This is a genomic window from Paenibacillus sp. FSL H8-0261, assembly GCF_045040645.1.
Taxonomy (GTDB): Bacteria; Bacillota; Bacilli; order Paenibacillales; family Paenibacillaceae; genus Paenibacillus_AQ.
This window is the reverse complement of the sequence record NZ_CP150297.1, coordinates 6,070,637-6,093,393: the sequence shown is the minus strand read 5'-3', so window position 1 is coordinate 6,093,393 and position 22,757 is coordinate 6,070,637. Positions and strand designations below refer to the sequence as shown.

The following is a 22,757-nucleotide window of genomic DNA, read 5'->3' as shown; positions in this document are numbered from 1 at the left end:
AGATATGTCGCAGCTTAAGAAGGAAATGACAGTGGATGTCCTCGTGCTTGGCGGAGGTCCCGCAGGAGCTTGGGCGGCATGGAGTGCAGCGTCACAGGGTGCAAAGGTAGTCCTGGCCGATAAGGGCTACTTGGGCACAAGCGGCGCCACTGCTCCGGGCGGTACAACGCTGCTCGTTATCCCTCCAATTGCCGAGCTGCGTGAGCAGGCGGTTCAATCCAGACTAAAATCTGGTGGATATCTGTCGGAGAATGCTTGGATTCACCGAGTGCTGGATCAGGTAGAGCAGAATCTGGCTCTAGTCGAGCAGTGGGGTTATCCTTTTCCGAAGGATGATGAAGGTAACTCACTGCGTACACATCTGCATGGACCAGAGTACATGCGGATTATGCGAAGAGTTGTCCGCAAGGCGGGGGTCACGATCCTCGATCAGTCGCCAGCGCTAGAGCTTCTTCATGATGAACATGGGGTTGGCGGGGCGCGTGGGATCAACCGTCTGACAGGGGAGTCTTGGGAAGTGAAGGCAAATGCCGTTGTGATGGCAACCGGAGGCTGTGCTTTTCTCAGCAAAGGTCTTGGCTGCAACGTACTGACAGGCGAAGGGCTGTTGATGTCCGCTGAGGTGGGAGCCGATTTGTCAGGCATGGAATTCAGCCGCCAATACGCTCCGAGCTTTGCAGATGGAACTGTAACACGTGGCCGTATGCTAGCTTGGGCAACGCTTTATGATGCGGACGGTCATCCGCTGCATAAAGGGGATCGGACCTTTGGCAGCATCCCTGAAATGATGCTCAAGGGGTCGGTTTATGCCTCGCTGGATCTGGCAGATACAGCGGAGAAACAGGATTTTCTGCGAAAAGCGCATCCGATCTTCTTTATGCCGCTTGAGCGGGCGGGAATTGATGCGTTTAAGCAGAAATTCCCGCTCACCCTGCGCTATGAGGGAACCATGCGCGGCACTGGGGGTCTGCGCCTTACGGGCACGGACTGCCGGACGACCGTGCCCGGACTCTATGCGGCCGGAGATGCCGCATCTCGCGAGAAAGTGACCGGCGCCATCTCCGGCGGCGGGGCTTATAACGCTTCCTGGGCCATATGCAGCGGAAGCTGGGCAGGCCAGGGAGCCGCGCAGCATGCGCGGTCCTGCCGAGGACAGGCGAACAGCCGCAATCTGACCGCAGCGGGACGCTACGGTTTGGCGGCTGGCGCCGACACCTCGGAAACGCTGGAGGTGAAGCCGCTAGTCGCGGCGATCCAGCGTGAAATCTTACCGCTGCAGATTAATTATTTCCGCAGCGAACCGGGCATTTCTTCAGCCTTGAAGCGGCTGAATGCCTTGATGCCCTTGTTGAACGGGCGCGTTCCCGCCACCGTACAGGGCATCGTGCAAGCACGCGAAGCCGCGGCTATGCTCGCGGTCGGCAGATGGATGTACACCGCCGCGCTGGCCCGGAAGGAGACGCGCGGCCTGCAAAAGCTCGCGGAATATCCGGAGCTTGATCCGCATCAAACCCACCGGCTGATTGTATCCGGTATAGAGCAAATAAGCATCGGTACCGAGGCTGTGCCCCATGCTCATGAACTGAATTTACTAAAGGAGGGGCAGGCGATATGATTGAACTAATCAGCGTGGAACGCTGCGTGGGTTGTAAACTGTGCACGAAAGTATGTCCGACAAACGTATTCGAAATGCAGGGGAAGATTCCGGTTATTGCGCGTCAGGAAGATTGCCAGACTTGTTTTATGTGTGAAGCTTATTGCCCTGTAGATGCACTTTATGTAGCGCCACAGGCAGATCAGCTGATCGGTGTAAATGAGGAGGCGCTAATCCAGACAGGGTTGCTAGGGAGCTGGCGGGCTGAGATCGGCTGGGGACCGGGCGCTAATGGCTCAATGGCTGAAAGGGATACCACCCCTTATTTTGAAGTGTTTACCGAGCAGTACCGTACGTGAAAAAGCCGCCCAGAGTTGGAGTCTGGGCGGCTTATTGTTGTATAGAAATTCAATCTATGTAGGCCTTTGTCCCGGGATTTCCACCGCGAAGAGCGGTTTCAATCAAGAAATCTGGGGACAACAGCGGCCGGAAGTCCAATTATTCACCGCAGTGACTACTGTGCTTTAAGTTGATATCATTAGTTCGGTATATATCTAAAAAAAACTATAGCAGTGCTTCGATCGCTGGCTCAATATCCAGCGGATCCACAGTAGATTCGAATCTTGTAATTACATTGCCTTCGCGATCAATTAGAAATTTAGTAAAGTTCCATTTGATTTCGTCATTGTTCAGTGCTTCCGGATCTTTGCTCTCAAGCATGCTTTGAAGCAGCTTTCCTGAAGAATGGTTCATGTCGAAACCTTCAAATCCAGCCTGCTCAGTAAGGTGAGTGAAGAGGGGATGTTTATTTTCGCCCTTTACTTCAACCTTCTCAAAGAGAGGGAACGTAACGCCGTAATTGATTTGGCAAAATACATTCACTTCTTCATTGCTGCCAGGTTCCTGTTCCCCAAACTGATTGGAAGGGAAACCGAGAATTTGGAAGCCACGATCTTCGTATCGCTCATAGAGCTTTTGCAGGTCGGAGTATTGGTGGGTAAACCCACACTTACTTGCTGTATTCACAATCAAAAGTACTTTACCTTTGTATTCCTCTAGTTCGATCTCTTTTCCTCGAATACTGCGTGCTGTATATGGATAAATGCTCATGCTGCTACATCCCTTCAGTTATGTATTGTCAACGCTAAAGCTGCCAGTGAATAAGAACAGGAAATATTTTCAATGATTTAATTGTAAACAATCAAAATATCGCTGTCAACTTCATACATAGAAAGGGATTGGAACCTTTTAATCAGTGGCAGAATAGTATGGGTATGGGTTATTTCATACTTCAAAGCCTATTCTAGCGAGTTGTTATAAGAATAATTGTATCTCATATGATTTTATTGCGTTAAAGCTACTCAGCGTTCCATTATTATCTTGCATCGGAAACATTTTTTGATTAAGATAGCAGAAACCAGCGCAAAAGACGCGCTGACATAAATAAGACTATGACGAAGAGAGTAAGCATTATAGCGGATCTTAACAGGGAAGGTGTGCCGGAGACTGAGAGCACCCTCATGAGACGATTAATGCCGAAGTTCACTTCCGAGTCGGCCCCTGAAGTAGTTTGTCACAGGTCGTGACAGGTATGAGTAGGGAGGCCCGCGCCCCGCGTTACCGGGTTTAAGATAGAGTTAATCTTTAGTCGAGGGAATCCGATTTTCTATTCCTTTGTGCTAGTTTAAGGGTTAATTCTAAATAAGGGTGGTACCACGGCTCCTCGTCCCTTGCGACGGGGGGCCTTTTTGCGTTTCAAATTATAAATAAGAAGAGGGAGTGGAAGGGTAATGAGTAACGTAGAATTGGATGTTCTTAGAGGTCGTCTGGATGAAATTAATGGGCAATTGCTGGAGCTGATCTCCGAGCGGGCTAAAATTGTGCAGGAGATTGGAGTAGTTAAAGAAAAGCAAGGTGTGCCTAAATTCGATCCAGAACGTGAAAAGAAAATGCTGGATCAGCTCGTAGCGAGCAACAAAGGACCTTTCACTAACGGAACCATCCGCAGCCTCTTCAAACAAATTTTTTCAGCATCTCTGGACTTACAATCCGATGAACATAAAAAAACTTTACTAGTAGCGCGTAAGAGTCACAAAGAAGACACTGTGATTGTTCTGCCGGGAGATGTTACTGTTGGCGGTCCTTCTTCACTGATGGTAGCTGGTCCTTGCTCTGTGGAAAGTGAACTACAGACCCGCACCGTAGCTGCAGCCCTGCAAAAAGCTGGTGTACGTGTTATGCGTGGAGGTGCCTTCAAGCCGCGGACTTCTCCTTATGATTTCCAAGGTCTAGGTATGGACGGCCTAAGAATATTACGTGAAGCAGCAAATGATTATGGTCTGCTGACCATCAGTGAAATTGTAGATCCAAGACATATTGAAGAGTCCTTAGATTATGTAGATATTATCCAGATCGGTGCACGGAACATGCATAATTTTGAGCTGCTTAAAGCGGTCGGAGAAGTCAATAAGCCTGTGCTTCTGAAACGCGGATTGGCTGCTACGCTCGATGAATTCATACATGCAGCGGAATACATCATGTCTCGTGGTAATACACAAATCATGTTGATTGAACGCGGAATTCGTACGTATGAAAAAGCGACCCGCAACACGCTCGATATCTCAGCAGTGCCTATTCTTAAGCAGGAATGCCATCTGCCAGTATTGGTCGATGTTACTCACTCCACAGGACGCAAAGATATTCTTATCCCTTGTGCAAAAGCCGCACTCGCAGCCGGAGCCGATGGTATTATGGTCGAGGTTCATCCTGATCCTGCAACTGCGTTGTCCGATGCTGCGCAGCAGCTGAATATTGATGAGTTCAATAATTTCTTTAATGAAGTGAAAGCTTCCGGACTATACCGGTAATCTAGAAATATAGAATTTGAATGATATTTCAAGGATTGGCTAGAAAATGAGGTGAATAAGCGCTTACAAGTCTATCTAATCTTTTTGTGAAGGTGAAGGCGGGTCGAGTACAATAAGGAACATTAGCGTTGCACCGGCCCCGGGTCTTTTTGAAAAGGCCTATATACCTTATTAGTCACAGGAGGAAATTAGATTTTGAAGCAGCTTACCTTAAATAATGGGTGGTTTTCTAACACTCGAACCGATATTTTATCGGGGATGACCGTAGCCGTTGCACTGATTCCTGAAGCGATCGCTTTTTCGATCTTGGCGGGAGTAAGTCCGATGGTTGGTTTATATGCCTCTTTTTGTATTGCAATTGTAACCGCACTTGCCGGAGGCAGACCCGGAATGATCTCGGCGGCTACAGGGGCTATGGCCCTATTAGTCGGAAGTCTCGTACTAGAGCATGGAATAGAGTATCTGTTCGCGGCAACTGTACTGGCTGGTGTGTTTCAGATATTGATGGGGATGCTAAAGCTGGGCCGATTCATCACTTTTTTGCCACAGCCGGTCATGACGGGGTTTGTCAACGCGCTGGCGATACTGATTTTCATGGCGCAGCTTACCCATTTTAAGGGACAAGGCTGGGTGATGTATGGACTGGTAGCTCTGACATTGCTTATTATCTATACGGTTCCTCGGTTTACCAAAGCCGTACCCTCAGCGCTTGTAGCGATTGTTATCGTTTCTGTTCTTAGCATCGCTCTTCATCTGGACGTAAGAACCGTAGGCGATATGGGGAATATTACAGCAACTTTGCCACTATTCCATTTACCGCAGATTCCGTTCACGCTGGATACTCTGCTTATTATTTTGCCATATTCACTCTCGCTGGCCGTAGTTGGGTTATTGGAATCACTGATGACTGCCACCTTAATAGACGATATTACAGGCACAGGTAGTGATAAGAACAGAGAGGCGAAGGGACAGGGGCTGGCGAATGTAGTCACTGGTTTTTTCGGAGGGATGGCAGGCTGTGCGATGATTGGCCAGTCAATGGTTAACATGAAGTCAGGAGGACGCACGCGTCTGTCTACGTTTGTATCAGGGATCTTTTTATTGTTCCTAATTATCGTACTTGGCGATGTGGTTAAGCAGATTCCGATGGGCGCGCTCGTTGGCGTAATGATAATGGTCTGTATCAGCACCTTTGAATGGGGCTCGCTTAAATCTCTAACCCGTGTTCCGCTTAGCGATGCGCTGGTTATGATTGTGACGGTGGTCACCGTGGTGGCTACAGACAATCTTTCTATTGGCGTTTTGTTTGGGGTTCTGCTAAGTGCTTTAACGTTTGCTTGGAAAATAGCTTCGATCCGCTTAACAGTTCAGGAAGCTACCTCTTCCAAAACATATTCGGTTACCGGCCAGCTGTTCTTCGGCACGACAAGCCACTTCATTCATGAATTCGCCTACGATAGCGATCCCGATCATATTATTATCGATTTTTTACATTCCCATGTGTGGGACCAATCCGCAGTTCATGCCATAGCGAAGACGATGAGCAAATACGCCGAGCGTGGCAAAAAAGTCACCATTACCGGACTTAATGATCAGAGCTCACAGCTGGTTCAGCGGGTGGGACTATCCATATAAAAAAAGATTGCGCTATATGCGCGATCTTTTTTTTATAGCAGATATTAACTGTAAGAGAAGACGAGCAGGGTTTTACTTTTGGTGCAAACTGATATAAAGTATAAAGTGGATAATGTTTATCCGCTTTATACGCGGGTGGTATAGTCTACAGTTTATATTAAGCAATTTATGTAGATCGAGGTGCTGTACATGCATATGAAAACAGGGGTAGAACAGTCAGTGTATGCACTGGTTCTGCTTAACATGCTGCCGGACAAAGCGGTGTTGTCTGGAGAAGCGATTAGCCAGCAGCTCGGAGCATCGGCGACCTATTTTCAGAAACTGTTAAGAAAGCTGGTAACCGCAGACATCATCACGTCTGTTCCCGGCATTAAAGGTGGCTTTAAATTAAAGAAGAGACCTGAAGATATTCGTGTATATGACGTTTACCTTGCGGTGGAAGGCCAGCAGTCGCTGTATTCATCCAATGGTATTCTGGTAGACATGTTGGATTTAGAGAAAGAAGATAGCTGCTGCCTGTTAACCAATCTGATGGAAGAAGCTGAATCCTCTTGGAAAGCTGTATTAAAGCGGGAGACTATTGCTTCGTTGTCGGAGGAAATGCGTGGTGAACGCTTTAAAGATAAGATTGCAGCCTTAGAGGAATGGATCAGCAATAAAATGGTCATCTAACCAAAGAAGGGATGTATTCGCATGAGATTAAGCGTATTGGATCAGGCACCCGTGACAAGTGGTAACACAGCGGAAGGTGCTCTGAATAAAGCAGAAGAACTAGCTATTTTAGCAGATGAGTTGGGATATAGCAGAATGTGGATGGCAGAGCACCATGGCGGAAATACATTTGCTAGCTCAGCTCCAGAAGTAACGGCAGCCCGTTTAGCCGCTAAGACCAACCGTATTCGAATCGGCACCGGCGGTGTTATGATGATGCATTATTCTCCGCTTAAGCTGGCGGAAGTATTTAAAACGTTAAGTGCTTTTACCCCAGGGAGAATAGATTTCGGTGTGGGACGAGCTCCTGGTGGCGATACAAGTGCTATGTACGCTCTGTCTGAAGGCCGCGAGTTAATGCTGCATAACATGTATGATAAGCTTGGCATTACTATGCAGCTGCTTAGTGATCAGATTCCGGAAAGTGAGTTGTATACCAAAAATCTTGCCGCTCCAACGAAGGTGGCGCTCCCCGAGGTATGGTTGTTAGGCTCGAGCGGCAACAGTGCGCGAAAAGCAGCACAGATGGGAGTCGGATACTCCTTTGCGCAATTTTTTAATGGTGCGATGAGTAATGAGATTTTGGATCAATATCGGAATAACTACCAGCCTTCTATCTTCATGGACAAACCTGAGATTAGTGTATCCTATATGGTGACCACCGCAGAAACGAAGGAAGAAGCTGAGTATGAGGCATTACCGCAGGATATTTTTCGGTTGATGATGAGCAAGGGCAGAATTACTCAGGTATTGACACCAGAAGAAGCTCAGAACATATCGTTATCGGAAATTGATCGGATGTCAATCAAGGAAAGCCGTAAGATTCATTTGGTTGGTGCGGTTAAAGACATTGCCGTACGTTTGCAAGAAGAACAAGCACAATATGGATTCCAAGAAGCAATGATATGCAGCATCCCACATTCGCAGGAGAAACGGCTAGAGGTTTACCGACTACTGGCGCGTGAACTGCTAGGCTCTTGATTCTTTCCTCTCAAACCCGCATTTGATGCGGGTTTTTTGTGTGCCCAATTTAGCTTTTTGATCGACGCATGCCCTCAAAAGACAATAAATTAACCCTCTCGCCCCCTAAAAGTAACATTTGATTATCTAACTTCATCTATGATTAATGAAAGATTTGATTTTAAAAAGAGGATAGGAAGTGAATAAGAGATGTTTCCTCTACATAAATCCGTTACGCTGACAGCTTTGCTTCTAATGAATCTGCTGGCAGGTTGCCAACATCAGGTGGACCCATCCCCCTCTCAATCGGCTAACGACTACCACACCTCAAGACCGAAGCCAACGGACACCGCTGCAAATCTCATTAAGCTAGAGTGGAAGCTGGTGGATACAATCCCGGTAGTCTCTCAACTAAGTGATCCACCTACAGGCGCTACTTTAATTACAGAGAAGAAGCTGGATAATTTCGGAGGAGTCAAAGTGAGGGTGTATACGATGGCTAGTGACGAAGACTACGTGTATGCCAACATTTCTACTTCCAAAGGACAATACAGTCTAGGGGCGATAGGAACTTATAATTATCGTCAGCCGGAGGATATCAAGGTAGAAGTGGTGCGAATTTTTAGCGAAAAGGTGCTGAAAATCACCGGTGGACTAGGAGCAAATAATTCGCTCACTAACTATTATTTAATCGACGAGAGTGGTAACCCCTCGGGATTGCTGCAGATAGATACCGGACATTCCAAAGAGCTGGATGTTGATGGGGATGGATCTATTGAGGGTGTAGCCGCGCATGGAAATCCGATGAGTGCCTACATTTACCGCTGGAATGTTGATCACGCTGAGGTAACTTACGTTAATGATGCTTTGAAGGCGGACTCCGTAGTGCTAACGGATGAAGGAATATATGAAGCTTTTAATATCGGGGACAAGCAGAGCAAAAGATTCCGATTGACCCTAGAAGGACTGATCCCAGAGCGGTAACGCCATGACCACTGCTGCTGAAATATTTCCTGCGACCAATTCCCTCAAACCTCCGTATAGACGATTAAGCTTAAATGATTATCCATAATCTAGGAGGGGTATTGGATGAATATGCAAATGAATCCGAAATTGAAACAGCTGCGACCGGGGAAAATAGTTAGTGGTGTTGCAGCGGTGCTCATTGTATTGTTGATTGGCGCGAACTCTTTTGTATCTGTGGAATATGGGCATGTAGGTTTGTACAAAACCTTTGGTAAATTAAATGACAATACGTTGTCACCTGGCATTCATTTTAAAGTTCCGTTTATTCAGACGGTGATTCAAGTCAATACGCAGGTAACGAAAGCGGAGACCGATACCTCAGCCTCTTCAAAAGATCTTCAGCCCGTATCCACACATGTAGCGGTGAACTATTCCGTAAATAAGGCTTCTGCCTTTAATCTGATGAACAATATCGGAGGTAATTTTGATAATGTAATTATCAATCCGGCCATTCAAGAAATCGTTAAAGAAGTGACAGCCAAATATCCAGCAGAGGATTTGATTACACGCCGTGATGTAGTGTCGAGTGAGATCAGTGAGCACTTAACCGCTAGGCTGGCAAAATATGATCTGATCGTCAACGATATTAACATTGTTAACTTTAAATTCTCTGAGGCGTTTAACCAGTCGATTGAAGCGAAGCAGGTCGCCCAGCAGCAGGCGCTGAAAGCCGAAAATGATCTCCGGCGGATTGAGATTGAAGCGAAGCAAAAGATCGCCCAGGCGCAAGCTGAAGCCGAATCTTTAAGACTTAAGAAGCAAGAGGTTACGCCTGAGCTGGTGCAGCTGAAGCAAATAGAGGTTCAGGAGAAAGCGCTGGAAAAATGGAACGGCGTACTGCCATCTGTAACAGGGGGAGCCACTCCATTTGTGGATGTTCAATCCCTGACTAAATAATTCATTATTAGATTTCTGATTTATTTCACAAATTGCTAACATCTGCTCCTCTGATGGGAAAGCCCTACTTCTATAGAAGTAGGGCTTTTTATGCTATTAATATTGATAAAGCATTGTAGGAATTTGCCAACCAGCACCAACCGACCAGAAGAAGACATAGTCGCCACGTTTGATTCGTCCGTCTTCGACTCCGCGTTGAAAGGCGATAAAAGGACTGCTTGTAGCCGTATACCCGAACTCGTCACCTACATAGATGAATTTCTCATCAGTAAGTCCAAGACCCTCTTGGATGAGTTCGATATTTTTGAGAGAGAATTGTGAAAGGCAGAAGGCAGATATATCATCTGTAGTCAGGCCGTTTCTTGAGAGAAGCTCTTTCATGTCTGCAACCGCCGCATTTACACAAACAGTACCGTCAAAGGGTGTCCAGCGTATCCGAATTTGCTCAGGTGTAATGTCCTCGTGATAAATATTCGATAAACCGCAAGCAGGGAACATAATATTCTCAGATCCCTCAGAATCAGTGTAATAAAGGGAGTCAATGAAGCCTGATTGCTCGCTACTTCGTTCCAGAATGACAGCTGCTGCGGCATCCCCGAAGTTAGGGTAAGTAATTTCATCATCCGTATTGCAGTGCACTGAGCTATAGTCGCTTCCCACGACGAGTGCGTACCGGATACTAGGATTAGCTTGCATATAACGACTTGTCTGCTCTACAGCAGACACCATTCCTGCACAGTTGGCATTGGAATCTTGCGTAATGGTCCGATGTTTACCTTGTAGCATGCGGTGCAGCAGGAGTGCGTTGGTAGGATAGGTATATTCCGGTGTCTGTGAAGCGAACATGATCATATCCATATCTTCACCTTGTAAATTGGCTTCTTGTAGCGCTTTTTGGGCGGCCTTGAGTCCCATCGTTAGGGCATTTTCATCCTTATCGTTTACGATGTATCTCCGGTCACGACCCATGACTTCTAGGAATCGCTTAATGTCCTTGCCCATACTCTGGAAATGCTCCAGATAATAATCATTAGATACGACATGTTCCGGATGGTAATAAGCGGCTTGGCGGATGGTTATATGTCCCAAATGAAACCTCCTATGCTTCAATAATTTCGTAATTTTCTAATTTTGTTGCCCGGGCTACTCGGCTTAGCTGCATTTTTAGGACAGGGCTTTTGGCAATAATGAAGGTTACTTTTTTAAATCCTGATTCTTTATACAGTATGTAGCATTGCTCAAGCATAGGAAGAGTGTCGGGCGAGGATACGTTTAATGTCTTGCAATCTAAAATGATCTCATATTGTGCTGGGTCAAATGTACTTACGATTTGGTTGTACTCCTGAATGAAGCGCCCGGCGTCCTCCGGTGACATAGAACCTTCTACTTGTACATTCAGTTTTTGGGCTGCAGCGTTTGAGGTGAAATTAAAGTTTCCCATTTTAAATCGATCTCCTCCTAAATATGATGAAAGAAAAATTTAAATAAATAGGCTAAAAAACCCATTTATATAGATATTATCGTATTTTTTAATGGGAAAGTTTAGGGGGATTATCCTTTATATTTTAAAAAATACAAGAAGGTATAAAATTAACTTGAAAAGATAATTTAGTAAATAATGACCTTCTCTAAGTGTATTTATATGAGTTAATCGAGGTTAGGGTGGGTCTGATCGTCCAGTCGACTTTGCAAAGCAGAGTTCTATTGGTATGATTACAGAGATGAAAAAAACTCACTATCCAAATCATGGAGGAATGACAAAAATGAGCGAAATTACACTATCGCGGATTATTGATCATACACTGCTTAAAGCAGATGCACGGAAAGAAGATATCGTTAAATTGGCAGAAGAAGCAAAAGCCTATAAGTTTGCTTCGGTCTGCGTAAACCCTGCTTGGGTAGCTACTGCCCATGAAGTGTTGAAGGATACGCCTGAGGTTAAAGTATGTACAGTTATCGGCTTCCCGCTCGGATCCTCGACAACAGAGACCAAAGCATTTGAGACTACCAATGCTATCGCTAATGGTGCAGGTGAAGTGGATATGGTCATCAACATCGGAGCGCTGAAAGATGGTAACAATGAGTTGGTTAAACGTGATATTGCAGCAGTTGTAGACGCAGCTCGCGGCAAAGCACTGACTAAGGTTATTATCGAGACCTGTTTATTAACGGAAGAAGAAAAGGTTCGCGCCTGCAAGCTTTCTGTTGAAGCTGGAGCAGACTTCGTAAAAACATCCACAGGATTCTCTACAGGTGGGGCAACGAAGGAAGATATCGCGCTGATGCGTGCAACGGTTGGACCTAATGTGGGTGTGAAGGCTTCCGGTGGTGTTCGTAGTGCAGAAGATGCACATGTAATGGTACAAGCTGGTGCAAGCCGTATTGGTACCAGCGGCGGTGTAGCGATTGCTAAGGGAGAAACAAGCCAAAGCAATTACTAAAAGAAGATAAGTAAAATGGTAGCGGTGAGATGAGGTGGACAAGCTTTATCCGCCGCTATTCTGTTTTTTATTGCGTAGATGTTCTGTGTCAGGTACATATGGTTATACATGTTTCTTCGGCTTAAAAATTTTTATTGAAAGCGTTATCTGATGTTCATCGGACATGCTTTCCTTTAAATAAATTAAAATATAATAATTCGCACCGGAATAATAAGATTTTTTTCTTTTCAAATGATGTCGTTTATGAGAGAATGGGTACAATTATTATTTGTTAAAGATTTCTATTCTTATTTATAAAGGGAGGAAATACCTATGTCAGAAGACCGTAAGCTGTCATTTGAAACTTTGACTGTTCATGCAGGCCAGGAAATTGATCCAACTACTTTCGCACGTGCTGTACCGCTTTATCAGACCACGTCTTATGGATTCCGTGATGCTGATCATGCAGCGGATCTGTTTGCGCTCAAAGAATTCGGTAATATTTACACTCGGCTGATGAATCCGACTACAGATGTATTTGAACAGCGTTTGGCAGCACTAGAAGGTGGAGCAGGTGCACTTGCTACAGCTTCCGGGGCAGCGGCTATTTCTTTCTCCATTCTAAATATTGCGGGCGCTGGGGATGAAATTGTATCTGCGGCAAGCCTATACGGTGGAACTTATAATCTTTTTTCTACAACGCTGCCTAAGCTTGGCATTAAGGTGCATTTTGTGGATTCGGATAATCCAGAGAACTTCCGTGCTGCGATTAATGATAAAACCAAAGCTTTGTATGCAGAAACCATTGGTAACCCACAGGGGAATGTACTAGATATTGAAGCCGTTGCAGCGATCGCACACGAACATGGAATTCCTCTTATTGTGGATAATACGTTCCCAAGTCCATATTTACTGCGTCCGATTGAGCATGGAGCTGACATCGTTGTTCATTCGGCAACTAAATTCATCGGCGGGCATGGTACATCTATCGGTGGAATTATTGTGGACGGTGGTAAGTTTGATTGGAAGGCAAGCGGTAAGTTCCCAGGACTTACAGAGCCTGATCCAAGTTATCATGGCGTTGTTTATACGGAAGCTGTTGGACCGATTGCTTATATTATCAAAGCCCGCGTTCAATTACTTCGCGATTTAGGTGCTTCTATTTCACCATTTAACTCTTGGATGCTGTTGCAAGGGCTCGAAACACTCCATTTGCGGATGGAACGTCACAGCCAGAATGCACTAAAGGTTGCGCAATATTTGGAGGCACACGCAGATGTAGAATGGGTAAGTTATTCTGGACTTCCTACTCATCCATCTCATGAATTAGCGCAAAAGTATTTACCTAAAGGTCAAGGCGCGATCCTTACCTTCGGTATTAAAGGTGGAAGTGCTGCGGGACGCAAGCTGATTGAAAATGTGAAGCTGTTTTCGCATTTGGCGAATGTCGGTGACTCCAAGTCATTGATTATCCACCCTGCAAGCACAACACATGCACAGCTGTCGGATGAAGAGCAAACCACAGCGGGAGTAACTCCGGAATTGCTTCGCTTATCGATTGGTACGGAATCTATTGATGATATTATTTATGATCTGGAACAGGCCATTGCCGCCAGTCAACAATAGAACAATGAAGTTCAAGGAAGGCATCTGCTGCTATGTGGCGATGCCTTTTTTGTGATTTAATAAGGCAAATTATTCATATGATTTGGCAACGCTTGCATATTTCATGGGAGGTTCCCGTATTTATAAGTGTGGTAATAAGATGTCGGTAGCATGATGTTTATTTACTAGGCGTACCGGCAGCAATCCAAAGATAAAGGGTGGGTGCGAAGATGAAGGGTGAACGTCAGCAGGATGGTTTTCGGAGTAGTGAAGAGCGCCCGTTCAAGTTCATGTATAAGGCCGGTGATCGGGCTGTTGGGATGGAAATGAGCCAAGCCGGATCCGTTGCCTCCGCTGCCGCAGAATTTATCACCGGAGTAGAGCAGAAGGATGTCGTAGAACCTTTGAACCGTTCTTATTTTAAGCGCCCTGGGGAACAGTCGGCCTTCTTAGTGCTGCGTGAAGGACGAGAAGAACGTGAAGAGCGCCCTACTACAAGAGAAGGAACAAGATCCGTTCAAGCTGGACCTTGTCTGATACGGAGTGAGGAATGGCTGCTTGAACCTGAATTGTTCTGTCTTTATGAGAACTGGTTATCCAGTGAAGATGAGCTGCAGGCTAATCGAATGCTGCAGCGGATTTATTATCGATTGCAGGCAGCGACCACAGCGCTGCTGGAATCGCCGGATGGTGAATGGGCAGCGCTCACCCTGCTGCATCCAGAGGAGCTTGCGGCGCAGCCCGCCAAGCTCACCGCGCTTCAGGACGCGCAGCTCGAAGCGCTTTTTACTGCGGTGGCGGAGAGCCAGCGGCAAGGCGGCGATTGCCGCCTTGACCTGCTGGTCGCCTACACCGCAAGCGGAGCCGAATTCGCGGCAAAGCGCGAATTCATCGAGGTCGTGGCCGATCAGACACTCGGCCACGCTTATGCGGCGGCGTGCCGCATCGGGGCGCTGATCGCGCCCGATGTGGAGCCCTCCGCCGCCGCGGAAATCGCGCGCATCGCCGATTTCCTAGTGCTCGACGGCGCGGCGAGCGAGCTCGCGCTGGAAGGGGCCGCCGCAGAGGGCTTCGCCCTGGCGGCGGGGGAGATCCTTGCCGCCGTGCGGAGCGTGAAGCCGGCAGCGGTAGTTCTCGCCGCGGGGACTCCGGCGGCGTCGGCTTTGGCCGATCTGTATCAGATCGGCCTCAGCGGGATCTTTTGCAGCGCAGGTCAGCGGACCGAAGCGCTGCTTAGAGCAGCCTGTCTGATCTGGATCGCCAGGCAGCAGGAGACACTGGATACTGCCGCCGGTGGAAGGCAGTAGGACAACAACGAAGCGGCTGTCACATAAGCCGCTTTCTCTTCTAAATAAGACGATACGTTTCATTTAGAATCGATAAAAAGACAAAAGAGCAGTGATTCTGCCGTTATTGGAGAATCACTGCTCTTCGTTATTGAATGATCACTGTAATTTATGGTTGGGAGCTCTTCTTCAACAGAGCTTTTAGATAAAATTCGCCACTAAACGGGCAGCTAACACATATTCTGAAATAAATGGCGTTTAGCTGAATAGATAGGCTTTACTTTTTAATTCCTGGTGGTATGATTAAAATATAAGTTGCACTAAGGAAATATAGTTGTACTATTGCAACAATGATTATCATTCTCACTACCTATAGTTATCAATCATGCTGTCCCGGCTAAGCCGGGGCAGCATGTGTCATTTTAGGGGTCTTAATAATGGCTCTCATTCTCACTTGGCAGAAGCAAAACTCCACAAAACAGAGCGTATGCTCACGAACTAAGTTTTGTTTCGAAGAAAAACCAATGAAGTTAGGCTCCACAAAACAAAGCGTATGCTCACAAAGCAAGTTTTGTTGCGAAGTAGAGTCAATGAAGTAAAACTCCACAAAACTTTAAAGGACGGCGATTATTATGCAAGCAACATCAAAACATTTACCCAAGCAGTCATCTATCTCTGGCAGCATGAAGAAGCCAGGCGCTCCAAAGCGCCGGTTCGATCCGCGTGCCATGCTCAGCAATTCTGAAATGCAGGCTGCTCTGGGCAGCGGACTGCTTATGCTTTTTGCTTGGTCAGTTGGTGGATGGTCAGAAATTCTTTCCATAGCGCTCTATGTCATTTCTTATACGATTGGTGGCTGGAACAAGGCAAAGGAAGGCGTAGAAACGCTCGTCAAAGAACGAGATCTCGATGTGAACCTATTAATGATTGCAGCCGCACTAGGCGCAGCTTCCATTGGATACTGGAATGAAGGTGCTATGCTTATTTTCATTTTTGCACTCAGTGGAGCATTAGAGAGTTATACGATGGAACGTAGTAAAAAGGATATTTCCTCGCTGATGGCACTCAAACCGGCTACGGCTATGCGCATTGAAAAAGGAAGTATGAATGAGGTTAATATTGACCAGTTGGTGATCGGAGATCTGCTGCTTGTGCGCCCGGGAGATTTAATTCCGGCAGACGGCAAGGTATATCGGGGGGAATCGGCAGTAGATCAGGCTTCCATTACGGGAGAATCGGTTCCTGTAGAGAAATGTGCCGGTAGCGAGGTTTTTGCAGGCACTGTTAATGGAGAAGGCCCCCTTTATATTGAGGTAACGAAAGCAGCTGAGAACACCCTTTTTGCTAAAATCATCAAAATGGTAGAAGAGGCAGAGACGGAAGTTCCTAACTCCCAGCGTTTTATTAAAAGACTAGAAGCCATCTATGCACGGGTTGTCGTAGCCTCGACAGTGGCGCTGATTATCCTTCCACCGTTTTTGCTGGACTGGAGCTGGAGCGCAACCTTCTATAAAGCGATGGTCTTTCTAGTAGTAGCATCACCTTGCGCTTTGGTCTCTTCCATTATGCCAGCGATGCTGTCAGCCATCTCCAAAAGTGCGCGAAAAGGGGTTCTGTTTAAAGGCGGGGTCCATCTGGAAAATATGGCTCGCACAACGGTTGTGGCATTCGATAAGACAGGGACGCTTACAGAGGGAACTCCTCAGGTAACTGATTTTATTGCAGGTGAAGGCTACAGTCGGCAAGAGTTGCTAACGGTTAGCGCATCCATTGAGCATATGTCCCGTCATCCACTGGCGGAAGCGATTGTGCGTAAAGCAGAAGAGGAAGGTTTAGCGCTACAGGGAGTAGAAGACAGTAAAACCATCACAGGTTGGGGAATTGAAGGTCAAATCGACGGACATCTCTGGAGAATCGGAAAGTCTAATTTGCTCGATGAGCTGACTCCATCTGCTATGAATCCTGAACTAGAGCATTGGAAACTTAAGCGGCAGCAGTTGGCTGAAGAAGGGAAGACCGTCTCCATCATTCTGGACGGTGAGCAAATTGCCGGAATGATTGCTTTACAGGATACGGTTCGCCCACAAGCAGAAGCCGCAGTGCGTAAGCTGCAGGAGCTCGGGATTAAAGTGGCAATGCTTACCGGTGACCGTGACGCTACAGCTCAGGTTATTGCAGGTACTACTGGAGTGGATATGGTATTTGCCGATCTATTACCGGAGGATAAAGTAAAGCATATCAAAGCACTACGTGAAAAGTATGGTCACGTTGTTATGGTAGGTGATGGTGTGAATGATGCACCAGCTTTGGCGACAGCAACCGTAGGCATGGGAATGGGCATGAAAGGAAGCGGCGCAGCACTTGAAATAGCCGATGTAGTGCTTATGAATGATAATATAGAAGAGATCGCTTCAACGATATCATTGGCGCGTCGTTCGCAGCGAATTGTGAAGCAAAATATGATTTTTGCTGTGACTGTGATTGCAGTGCTTATGATCAGCAACTTTGTGCAAGGGATCGCACTTCCTTTTGGCGTGATAGGGCATGAAGGCAGTACGATATTAGTGATTCTAAATGGACTAAGATTATTGCGATAATATTTTTTAAAATTAAATTGTTCACAAAATAGTTTCGGAACTTGGGAGTCTGGCATATTGACATATTTGCTTTCAGTTATCATAATTAACACTACATTATAATTATTTTAAATAAGAAGCGACGTCATTGCCGTTTAGCTCAAGGAGGACATAGATATGTATAAATCAATAATTGTTGGTACTGGACCGGCAGGATTAACCGCCGCTATCTATTTGGCTCGTGCCAATTTGAACCCACTAGTCATCGAAGGACCTCAACCCGGTGGACAATTAACCACAACTACAGAAGTGGAGAATTTCCCTGGATTTCCTGAAGGAATCATGGGCCCTGACTTGATGGATAATATGCGTAAACAAGCTGAACGTTTTGGTGCAGAATTCCGTACGGGCTGGGTGAACAGTGTAGAACTTGGAGAGCGCCCTTTTAAGCTGAATGTTGAAGGAATGGGTGTTCTTACTACAGATACATTGATCATTTCCACAGGCGCTACAGCAAAATACCTCGGTATCCCAGGGGAGCAAGATAACGTAGGACGCGGTGTGAGCACCTGCGCTACCTGTGACGGATTTTTCTTCCGTAATAAAGAGATCGTGGTTGTTGGTGGCGGAGATTCCGCACTTGAGGAAGCGGGTTTCTTGACTCGTTTTGCTTCCAAAGTGACTTTGGTGCACCGTCGTGGAGAATTGCGTGCTTCGAAGATCATGCAGGATCGTGTACGCGCTAATGTTAAAGTAGACTGGAACTTGAACCGTACTCCTCTGGAAGTGACTTCGAGCGAAAGAGGCGTCAATGGACTAAAAGTGCTTAACAATGAGACTGGTGAAGAAGAAATCATCGAAGCAAGCGGCGTGTTTGTTGCGATTGGCCACCACCCTAATACCTCTTTCTTAGGTGGACAGATCACAACCAATGCGGATGGCTATATCATGACGAACCCAGGCACTTCCGAAACTAATATCCCAGGTGTGTTCGCATGTGGTGATGTACAGGATACTCGTTACAGACAAGCGATTACTGCAGCAGGTAGTGGATGTATGGCAGCTATGGATGCTGAGAAATATATCGAAAGCTTGGAGCACAGTGCAGTTATTCTATAATTTGGTTTGAAAAACCCTCAATGCTACAATTGATATCATCACTGTATATCTTTTATAGGAGGTCATACCATGGAGAATGTAATTGTATATACCTCAACAAATTGCCCGCATTGCCGTCAGGTGAAGAGCTTTTTAAGCGAGAAAGGCGTATCCTACGAAGAACGCAATGTCGAGCAGAACGATGATTTTGCGCAGCAAGTATGGGACATGGGAGTGAGGGCTATTCCTGTAACTGTAATCGGTGAGCATAAAATTGTTGGCATGAACAAAACTCAGTTCGACAAAGCACTCGCGACTGTTTGAAAATATAAGAATTTATATGCTGTACAACTATAATATTCTTATATTTCTACGAGGAGCCGATGTCGTCTTAATAGGACGATAAAGTCGTTTCTTCTTGTTAAATAAGATTTCCATAAGGAAATTGTAATGGGCCGCTTCCGATCAGGAGGCGGTCTTTTTTGAAATATAAGAAAGTATAAAATACCTGCGAGCTTTAAGCATACAAAAAATAGTCTGACGCATCTGTGCGCAGACTATTTTTATGAAAGTAGATCTAGAAGTAGAGTTTAGGTTTGAGTGAAAGATGTAATGAGCTGAAATAGTACGTATACAGCAGCGCCGCTGCCAATAAGAATAAATCCTGATTTCTTTTTAGCTTGAAAAAAACGGAGCACGCCGAGGCTGATCAAAGGGGCAATAATGAGCAGAAAAAGCAACACAGTGATGAACATCTGTGCCGAGATATCAGACGTATCAACATAGGTCATGGACTCGCTCTCCATTTCAAAAAAGGGGTTGTAGTGATAAATGTCACACTAGCTTGACCTTTATTATATAGGATTTCTGTTCTTTTTACTGCACTTTTGATTCACTCAAATGCGTCAATTTTACGTCAATTATTTCAAAATATAAGAATGTATATGTTCCACGCTATAAATTATTCTTATATTTCTCACATAAACGCTTCGCTTACCGTTATGGATTATAGGGTCACCCGAATATCGCCCAGGAAATGCATAACAGCAGAGAAACCTGCGCCGATCATCGTTCCACGGCTGCCGAGCTTAGAGAATGTAATTTCGAGTTGCTGCTTATGGTAAGGAAGAGTACGCTCAGCTACAACCCGACGCAGCGGTTCGCCTAGCCATTCTTCAGCCTCAGACAATGCCCCACCGATCACAATAAGCTCTGGATTGAAGCTATTGATTAGATTGGTCACCCCGATACCGAGATATTCACCCATCGTTGAGAAGTGATGCAGGGCGTCTTCTTGCCCGCCGGCTGCAAAGCGAACCAGCTCTGGCGTAGTATGGGCAGGGAGGGAGAGATCGGGATTATCATAAGTTTTCTCAGAGGCATATAACTCCCAACAACCACGACTCCCGCAACTGCAAGGCTTGCCTTGTGCTTCAATCGTCATATGTCCGGTTTCGCCGGCATATCCTCTTGCACCCTTGTACAGCTCCCCACCAATAATAATTCCAGATCCAATCCCTGATCCCGCACTGATGTAAAGGAGATGCCTTACCTCTCGTGCCGCTCCAAAGTTGAGTTCACCCTGTGCACCCGCGTTCGCTTCGTTATCAATGGTGACAGGAACGGAAAATTCAGCTTCGAGTATCGCTCGCAGCTCGACCATTTCCCAGCCAAGGTTGGGAGCGAAGAGTACAACACCATTTTCATCCACCATCCCGGGGACACCTACTCCGATGCCGACGATGCCGTAAGGGGATTCTGGGGCGTTGATAATCAAGCCTGAGATAAGTTTTTTCATTTGTTCCAGAACGTAAGGGAAATCATGGTTTTCTAAAGAGAAATCGCTTTCGTAAAGAATGCCCCCGCTCAGATCACATAAGACCGCTGTTAGCTGCTTTACCCGTAATTCTATGCCGATTACACTACCAGCCATCGTGTTAAAATGCAGCATTAACGGTTTGCGGCCACCGCTTGATTCCCCAGGTCCGACTTCAGTTACCAATTCTTGCGTGCACAGCTCGGCTACCAAATTGGACACAGTAGCTTTATTCAGTCCGGTCATCTCTGAGACCTTCGCGCGCGAGAGTGGAGAGTGTCTTCGAATGGTATGTAGTACAATCGATTTATTTATTTTTTTGACCAGCGCTTGGTCTCCAGTAACCTTCACAAATCACACATCCTTCTTAAATTATAAGAAAGTATAAGCTTCACGGTATACTTTCTCCTTATAATTCTCGCATAAACGCTTACCGTCCTTAAAAGGACGCTAAAGGCGTTTAGCTTGGCATAGTTCCCATTTGTTGTATGCCACTTAGTCTAGAGTGATGTGCTGCAAATTGCAATACGTAGCGTCCAGAGGAAATTTTCCAACAGGGATCTCCTATATTTGGGAAGAGGAGAGAGGAGGCTAGACAGGGTCCCAAAAAATGGACAAAAAAAACTTATCAAAACTTTGTTTAACCAATATACAAAGTCCGAAAGATGTGTTAAGATGATCCTGTAAACGCTTGCGGGCGAAGCACAAATTGAGGAGGATTACACAATGGCTTATTTTGAGACAGTGAACAAAATCTCTTACGAGGGAAGCCGTTCCACCAACCCTTTCGCATTTAAATTTTACAATCCTAAAGAAGTCGTAGCCGGCAAAACTATGGAAGAACATCTGAAATTTGCAATGGCTTATTGGCATACATTAACTGCTGGCGGTTCTGATCCGTTTGGCGCTGAAACAGCAATTCGCAGCTGGAACAAATTGAACGGTCTGGACAAAGCTAAGGCTCGCGCTGAAGCAGCATTTGAATTTATGGACAAGATGGATCTCCCTTACTTCTGCTTCCATGATGTAGACATCGCACCAGAAGGCGCATCTTTGCGTGAATTCTACAGCAACATCGACACCATCGTTGATATCCTTGAACAAGGCATGAAGACTTCCGGCAAGAAATTGTTGTGGAATACAGCTAATATGTTCACTAACCCACGTTATATGCACGGTGCAGGTTCTACACCTAACGCTGATGTTTTCGCACATGCAGCAGCACAAGTGAAGAAAGGTCTGGAAGTTGGTAAACGTCTGGGCGCTAGCAACTATGTATTCTGGGGCGGTCGTGAGGGTTACGAAGAATTGCTGAATACAGATATGGGTCTTGAACAAGACAACATTGCTCGTCTGTTCAGCATGGCTGTAGATTACGCTAAGGAAATCGGCTTTGACGGTCAATTCCTGATCGAGCCTAAACCAAAAGAGCCTACGAAACATCAATATGATTTCGATGCAGCAACAACGATCTCTTTCTTACAAAAATACAACCTCGACAAGCACTTCAAGCTGAACCTTGAAGCTAACCATGCTACGCTTGCAGGTCATACTTTTGAACATGAGCTTCGTGTAGCTCGTATCAACGGCATGCTCGGATCGCTTGATGCTAACCAAGGTGATACATTGCTCGGATGGGATACAGATGAATTCCCAGTTAACATCTACGATGCAACACTTACACTGTATGAAGTACTCAAGAATGATGGTCTTGGCAAAGGCGGAATCAACTTTGACTCTAAAGTACGTCGTCCTTCCTTTGAGCCTGAGGATCTGTTCCTAGCACATATCGCTGGTATGGATACTTATGCAAAAGGCTTGAAGGTAGCTGCTAAATTGATCGAAGATCGCGTATTCGAAGATTTCGTTGAAAAACGTTACAGCAGCTTCAATGAAGGCGTTGGTGCGGACATCGTATCCGGCAAAGCAACTCTGGCTTCCTTGGCTGAATATGCTTTGAACAATGAGAACCCACGCCCTAACCAATCCGGACGCCAAGAATACCTGAGAGCTACCCTTAACCAATACATCTTAGCTGAGTAGTCTTTACAGGGAGCTTGAAGCTTAGGCTTTGAATCCAGTTTGAACAAATGCAACGGGGGTTGCTGAAGAGAGCATTCTTCGGCAGCCCCCTTTTTGTACAAAGATATTCTAGAAATGCTCATAAATCTAAGTGGATGCTTACGAAGCGAGTTTTATTCGAAGTAGTTCAATGAAGCCTATGCTCATAAAACTAAGCAGGATGCTTTCGAAGTAAGTTTTATTG

General features: G+C 45.9%; 20 protein-coding genes. 15 read left to right on the top strand and 5 right to left on the bottom strand.

Annotation, left to right across the window (positions count from 1 at the left end; all coding sequences use genetic code 11):
• Positions 1 to 4: 4 nt before the first annotated feature.
• Both MHI27_RS27095 and MHI27_RS27090 read left to right on the top strand, forming a co-directional pair.
• Positions 5 to 1,615: an FAD-binding protein gene (locus MHI27_RS27095; protein WP_405175060.1), complete on the top strand. Its 1,611-nt coding sequence runs from the start codon at positions 5 to 7 to the stop codon at positions 1,613 to 1,615.
• A complete protein-coding gene (locus tag MHI27_RS27090; protein ID WP_076285502.1) occupies positions 1,612 to 1,953 on the top strand; it encodes a 4Fe-4S binding protein in 342 nt (113 codons plus the stop codon). The genes MHI27_RS27095 and MHI27_RS27090 overlap by 4 nt, the downstream gene beginning before the upstream one ends.
• A 205-nt stretch (positions 1,954 to 2,158) precedes the next feature.
• Here the strand turns inward: MHI27_RS27090 and MHI27_RS27085 are convergent, their stop codons facing one another.
• Complete coding sequence (locus tag MHI27_RS27085; RefSeq protein WP_042191922.1) at positions 2,159 to 2,704, bottom strand: glutathione peroxidase; 546 nt, start codon at positions 2,702 to 2,704, stop codon at positions 2,159 to 2,161.
• A gap of 680 nt (positions 2,705 to 3,384) precedes the next feature.
• Between MHI27_RS27085 and MHI27_RS27080 the strand changes: the two genes are divergently transcribed.
• The 6 genes from MHI27_RS27080 (at position 3,385) to MHI27_RS27055 (ending at position 9,690) form a co-directional block, all read left to right on the top strand.
• Positions 3,385 to 4,461, top strand: a complete 1,077-nt coding sequence (locus MHI27_RS27080; protein ID WP_076285501.1) for a bifunctional 3-deoxy-7-phosphoheptulonate synthase/chorismate mutase — start codon at positions 3,385 to 3,387, stop codon at positions 4,459 to 4,461.
• A 192-nt stretch (positions 4,462 to 4,653) separates the two neighbouring features.
• Complete coding sequence (locus MHI27_RS27075; protein ID WP_405176805.1) at positions 4,654 to 6,096, top strand: SulP family inorganic anion transporter; 1,443 nt, start codon at positions 4,654 to 4,656, stop codon at positions 6,094 to 6,096.
• 189 nt (positions 6,097 to 6,285) lie between these two features.
• Positions 6,286 to 6,768, top strand: a complete 483-nt coding sequence (locus MHI27_RS27070) for an Rrf2 family transcriptional regulator (RefSeq protein ID WP_042191916.1) — start codon at positions 6,286 to 6,288, stop codon at positions 6,766 to 6,768.
• Between the two features lie 21 nt (positions 6,769 to 6,789).
• Positions 6,790 to 7,788, top strand: coding sequence for an LLM class flavin-dependent oxidoreductase (locus tag MHI27_RS27065; RefSeq protein ID WP_341126863.1), 999 nt, complete (start codon positions 6,790 to 6,792; stop codon positions 7,786 to 7,788).
• 189 nt (positions 7,789 to 7,977) lie between these two features.
• Positions 7,978 to 8,751: a hypothetical protein gene (locus MHI27_RS27060; RefSeq protein ID WP_405175059.1), complete on the top strand. Its 774-nt coding sequence runs from the start codon at positions 7,978 to 7,980 to the stop codon at positions 8,749 to 8,751.
• A 105-nt stretch (positions 8,752 to 8,856) separates the two neighbouring features.
• Positions 8,857 to 9,690: a prohibitin family protein gene (locus MHI27_RS27055; RefSeq protein WP_042191910.1), complete on the top strand. Its 834-nt coding sequence runs from the start codon at positions 8,857 to 8,859 to the stop codon at positions 9,688 to 9,690.
• 96 nt (positions 9,691 to 9,786) lie between these two features.
• Here MHI27_RS27055 and MHI27_RS27050 read toward each other — a convergent pair whose 3' ends face one another.
• Positions 9,787 to 10,779, bottom strand: a complete 993-nt coding sequence (locus tag MHI27_RS27050) for a ketoacyl-ACP synthase III (protein ID WP_076285496.1) — start codon at positions 10,777 to 10,779, stop codon at positions 9,787 to 9,789.
• Positions 10,780 to 10,789: 10 nt separating this feature from the next.
• Positions 10,790 to 11,131, bottom strand: a complete 342-nt coding sequence (locus MHI27_RS27045; protein ID WP_042191906.1) for a hypothetical protein — start codon at positions 11,129 to 11,131, stop codon at positions 10,790 to 10,792.
• A gap of 322 nt (positions 11,132 to 11,453) precedes the next feature.
• On the opposite strand from MHI27_RS27045, the gene deoC reads away from it, so the two are divergent.
• From deoC to MHI27_RS27015, 6 genes are all read left to right on the top strand, one after another.
• Entirely contained in the window at positions 11,454 to 12,131 is a 678-nt protein-coding gene (gene deoC / locus MHI27_RS27040; protein WP_143759565.1) for a deoxyribose-phosphate aldolase, read from the top strand.
• A gap of 312 nt (positions 12,132 to 12,443) precedes the next feature.
• On the top strand, positions 12,444 to 13,736 hold the full coding sequence (locus tag MHI27_RS27035) for a homocysteine synthase (RefSeq protein WP_042131076.1): 1,293 nt from the start codon (positions 12,444 to 12,446) through the stop codon (positions 13,734 to 13,736).
• Between the two features lie 209 nt (positions 13,737 to 13,945).
• Positions 13,946 to 15,022 (top strand): hypothetical protein, encoded by a 1,077-nt coding sequence (locus tag MHI27_RS27030; protein WP_405175058.1) that lies wholly within the window; start codon positions 13,946 to 13,948, stop codon positions 15,020 to 15,022.
• A 611-nt stretch (positions 15,023 to 15,633) separates the two neighbouring features.
• Positions 15,634 to 17,598 carry a heavy metal translocating P-type ATPase gene (locus MHI27_RS27025; protein WP_339798652.1) on the top strand — a complete coding sequence of 655 codons (1,965 nt, stop codon included), beginning with the start codon at positions 15,634 to 15,636 and terminating at the stop codon, positions 17,596 to 17,598.
• Between the two features lie 156 nt (positions 17,599 to 17,754).
• Positions 17,755 to 18,696: a thioredoxin-disulfide reductase gene (trxB, locus tag MHI27_RS27020; RefSeq protein ID WP_042191901.1), complete on the top strand. Its 942-nt coding sequence runs from the start codon at positions 17,755 to 17,757 to the stop codon at positions 18,694 to 18,696.
• Between the two features lie 69 nt (positions 18,697 to 18,765).
• Complete coding sequence (locus MHI27_RS27015; RefSeq protein ID WP_042191899.1) at positions 18,766 to 18,999, top strand: glutaredoxin family protein; 234 nt, start codon at positions 18,766 to 18,768, stop codon at positions 18,997 to 18,999.
• Positions 19,000 to 19,265: 266 nt separating this feature from the next.
• Here MHI27_RS27015 and MHI27_RS27010 read toward each other — a convergent pair whose 3' ends face one another.
• Entirely contained in the window at positions 19,266 to 19,466 is a 201-nt protein-coding gene (locus MHI27_RS27010) for a hypothetical protein (protein WP_042191897.1), read from the bottom strand.
• A gap of 215 nt (positions 19,467 to 19,681) precedes the next feature.
• Positions 19,682 to 20,842 carry an ROK family transcriptional regulator gene (locus MHI27_RS27005; RefSeq protein ID WP_076285493.1) on the bottom strand — a complete coding sequence of 387 codons (1,161 nt, stop codon included), beginning with the start codon at positions 20,840 to 20,842 and terminating at the stop codon, positions 19,682 to 19,684.
• A gap of 375 nt (positions 20,843 to 21,217) precedes the next feature.
• Between MHI27_RS27005 and xylA the strand changes: the two genes are divergently transcribed.
• Entirely contained in the window at positions 21,218 to 22,534 is a 1,317-nt protein-coding gene (gene xylA, locus MHI27_RS27000; RefSeq protein ID WP_042131068.1) for a xylose isomerase, read from the top strand.
• Positions 22,535 to 22,757 lie beyond the last annotated feature (223 nt).

Coding starts and splice junctions, on each gene's coding strand:
- MHI27_RS27095 (WP_405175060.1), top strand. CDS start 5: ATGTCGCAGCTTAAGAAGGAAATGACAGTGGATGTCCTCGTGCTTGGC.
- MHI27_RS27090 (WP_076285502.1), top strand. CDS start 1,612: ATGATTGAACTAATCAGCGTGGAACGCTGCGTGGGTTGTAAACTGTGC.
- MHI27_RS27085 (WP_042191922.1), bottom strand. CDS start 2,704: ATGAGCATTTATCCATATACAGCACGCAGTATTCGAGGAAAAGAGATC.
- MHI27_RS27080 (WP_076285501.1), top strand. CDS start 3,385: ATGAGTAACGTAGAATTGGATGTTCTTAGAGGTCGTCTGGATGAAATT.
- MHI27_RS27070 (WP_042191916.1), top strand. CDS start 6,286: ATGCATATGAAAACAGGGGTAGAACAGTCAGTGTATGCACTGGTTCTG.
- MHI27_RS27065 (WP_341126863.1), top strand. CDS start 6,790: ATGAGATTAAGCGTATTGGATCAGGCACCCGTGACAAGTGGTAACACA.
- MHI27_RS27060 (WP_405175059.1), top strand. CDS start 7,978: ATGTTTCCTCTACATAAATCCGTTACGCTGACAGCTTTGCTTCTAATG.
- MHI27_RS27055 (WP_042191910.1), top strand. CDS start 8,857: ATGAATATGCAAATGAATCCGAAATTGAAACAGCTGCGACCGGGGAAA.
- MHI27_RS27045 (WP_042191906.1), bottom strand. CDS start 11,131: ATGGGAAACTTTAATTTCACCTCAAACGCTGCAGCCCAAAAACTGAAT.
- deoC (WP_143759565.1), top strand. CDS start 11,454: ATGAGCGAAATTACACTATCGCGGATTATTGATCATACACTGCTTAAA.
- MHI27_RS27035 (WP_042131076.1), top strand. CDS start 12,444: ATGTCAGAAGACCGTAAGCTGTCATTTGAAACTTTGACTGTTCATGCA.
- MHI27_RS27030 (WP_405175058.1), top strand. CDS start 13,946: ATGAAGGGTGAACGTCAGCAGGATGGTTTTCGGAGTAGTGAAGAGCGC.
- MHI27_RS27025 (WP_339798652.1), top strand. CDS start 15,634: ATGCAAGCAACATCAAAACATTTACCCAAGCAGTCATCTATCTCTGGC.
- trxB (WP_042191901.1), top strand. CDS start 17,755: ATGTATAAATCAATAATTGTTGGTACTGGACCGGCAGGATTAACCGCC.
- MHI27_RS27015 (WP_042191899.1), top strand. CDS start 18,766: ATGGAGAATGTAATTGTATATACCTCAACAAATTGCCCGCATTGCCGT.
- MHI27_RS27010 (WP_042191897.1), bottom strand. CDS start 19,466: ATGACCTATGTTGATACGTCTGATATCTCGGCACAGATGTTCATCACT.
- xylA (WP_042131068.1), top strand. CDS start 21,218: ATGGCTTATTTTGAGACAGTGAACAAAATCTCTTACGAGGGAAGCCGT.